The organism is Alkalibacillus haloalkaliphilus C5 (genome assembly GCF_000269905.1).
GTDB lineage: Bacteria > Bacillota > Bacilli > Bacillales > Alkalibacillaceae > Alkalibacillus > Alkalibacillus haloalkaliphilus_A.
Genome location: NZ_AKIF01000266.1, coordinates 1 through 1,311, shown reverse-complemented (window position 1 = coordinate 1,311; position 1,311 = coordinate 1). Strand labels below are relative to the sequence as shown.

At 38.4% G+C, this 1,311-nt stretch carries 2 protein-coding genes; both read right to left on the bottom strand.

All coding sequences use genetic code 11. From position 1 onward, the window contains the following. Positions 1-936, bottom strand: a 936-nt coding sequence (locus A194_RS19045; RefSeq protein ID WP_017187835.1) for a VWA domain-containing protein, incomplete at its 3' end; no start/stop codon positions are given. Between the two features lie 26 nt (positions 937-962). Beyond that, positions 963-1,311, bottom strand: a 349-nt coding sequence (locus A194_RS19040) for a hypothetical protein (RefSeq protein ID WP_040403311.1), incomplete at its 5' end; no start/stop codon positions are given.

The following is a 1,311-nucleotide window of genomic DNA, read 5'->3' as shown; positions in this document are numbered from 1 at the left end:
AATAATTGGTTGGGCGTTTGATTCCGCTAATGATTGGGCAACTTTAACCGGATCACCATCACACGTTTCAATCCCATCACTAACAATGTATATTAAGTTTGTATGATTACTAGCGTCATACTCAGCTAAAGCTTCTCGGGATTGTTCTAATGCATCTGCTAATGGTGTCCAGCCCCTTGGTTCAAATTGATTGAGAGCTTCTTGAAAGTCGGATTCATCATATGACGCAAACCCATAGACCTGCTCAATCCCAGCACATGAGAGTTCTTTATCACTGGCCGAGCTCGAACCTTCATGACCGTATACCCGCAAAGACACATTAGCTGCCTCTGGCACTTCAGCCATAAAACTTTGAATCGCTTCCTTAGCGATATCCATTTGTGTTCGATTCCCTACATATGCGCCCATACTTCCACTTGCATCAAGGAGAATTTCCACATTGTAATTCTCCTTGAATTGAAAGCGGTCGTCAGGTGACTCAGGCGTCCCAGAAATAGCAAACTCCCATTTCCGAATGACATCGCGTGGGTTTTCATAGTCTTCTGCAAATAACCAATACAAATGGCGTAAATACAGTTCGTATTCTTCTTCTGAAGGATTATCACTCATAGGACCTAAAACTTCCATCTTATCAGCTACTTCATCAATGATATCTCGAACATAACCCTCATTTGCAAAAGGGCCTGGCATCTGAGATGCTAATCCTTCTATTGTTTCAGGGATTGGATCAATATCATCTAAGTTGACTACATCTTCCTGACTTTCAGTTGAAGTATCTTCATGGTTCTCTTCCTCTTCTTCAATTTCTTCATATTCAATTTCAACTTCTTTTTCCTCTTCGGTTTCATCAGCTGGAGAAACTTCCTCTTCTCCACCAAAGCAAGCTGTAAGAGAAACTACTATTACTAGTATTAGTATAGTTCGTAACAGTTTCATAAAATTTTCACCTTCATATTTAAAATCTAATCATTAGTTTCTCTCTCAAACGTTTCATCAATGGATTGTCTTGCCTCCTCGATTGTTTGTTCACTAAGTTCATCAAGACTTTTTTCCAATTGATCAATGGATTCGTTAATTTCATCGAATGTTTCGTCTAACAGTTCATTTAACTCTCGCCTTTGCTCTCTTGTGAAAAATCCTAAGTTCCCTGCAACATTAATTAATCTTGTTAAATTATTCTTTGTAGAACGAGCTCTTGCATTCCACTCATTCATAACACTTAAAATATCAAAATAGTGATCAATACTTAACGAATCAACATCTCTCATAGCATCCACTTTCCATTCTTCCCAAGCTTTTAATACTTCTTCA